The 1,156-nt window shown below is 69.2% G+C and carries 1 protein-coding gene; it reads right to left on the reverse strand.

Annotation, left to right across the window (positions count from 1 at the left end; translation table 11 throughout):
• Window positions 1-1,101, reverse strand: a 1,101-nt coding sequence (locus ACZ7DL_RS39090) for an amino acid adenylation domain-containing protein (RefSeq protein WP_470781852.1), incomplete at its 3' end; no start/stop codon positions are given.
• Between the last annotated feature and the right edge of the window lie 55 nt (window positions 1,102-1,156).

Consider the following 1,156-nt stretch of genomic DNA (forward strand, 5'->3'; position numbering starts at 1 on the left):
GGTGGTGGGGTTGTGGGTGGTGGGGACGATGTAACCGACCAGGCGTCGGTCACTGTGATGGTCGTCGACCACGACGACGGCCCGCTGGACGTCGGGGTGAGCGGACAGGACCGCTTCGACCTCACCCGGTTCGATACGGAATCCCCGGATCTTGACCTGTTCGTCCGCCCGTCCGCGGAAGAGCAGCTGCCCGTCCGGCTGGATCACCGCCAGGTCCCCGGTCCGGTACATGCGTTCACCCGGGGCACCGAACGGGCAGGCCACGAACCGGTCCGCGGTCAGCGCCGACCGGCCCACATAGCCCCGCGCCACCCCCGGACCCGCCACATACAACTCGCCCTCGACACCGACCCCCACCGGCCGTAACGCCCCATCCAACACAAACACCCGAGCGTTGGTGATCGGCCTACCGATCGGCAGCACTCCGGGCCCACCCGTGTGCGGTGCACTGGTCGTCGCACACACGGTGATCTCCGTGGGCCCGTAGCCGTTGAGCAGCCGCCGGCCCTCCGACCAGGCTGCCACCACCTCCGGCGGACACGCCTCACCACCGACCATGAGCGATTCGACCGTGGGGAGGGAGCCAGGAGGCATCACGGCGAGCAGGGCCGGGGGCCACATTCCGTGAGTGACTCGGTGTTTGGTGATGGTGTCGGCGAGGGGGGTCCCGGCAGTCAGATCGGCCGGGTCGGCCAGCACCACACTCGCACCCGTCAGCAACGCCGTGAACATCTCGCACAACGAGACATCGAAACTCGGCGACGCCAACTGAAGCCAACGGCTGTCCGCACGCACCGCCATCCGCTCCGCGAACGCCGCGACCAGACTGCCCACCCCGGCGTGTGTGACCGCCACACCCTTGGGCCGCCCCGTCGAGCCCGAGGTGTACACGATGTACGCCGCGTTCTGCACGGCCGGTCGAACCGGCAGCACAGCCATTGGCTCGTCCAGCGGGGCCAGGGGCTCGCCGACCGGGCCCAGTGGGTTGTCCGGTGTGGCTCGCTGTTCGTGGCCCAGGGCCAAGGGGTTGTCCGCTGTGGCTAGCGGTTCTTCGCCCAGGGCCAGTGGGGCGGTCGGCTTGTCCACCCGCAGCACCGGCACGCCCAACTCCGACAGACGCGCTTCATTGCCCTCATCAGCCAGGATCAACGACGCC

The sequence above is a fragment of the Streptomyces sp. NPDC036984 genome (genome assembly GCF_055607665.1).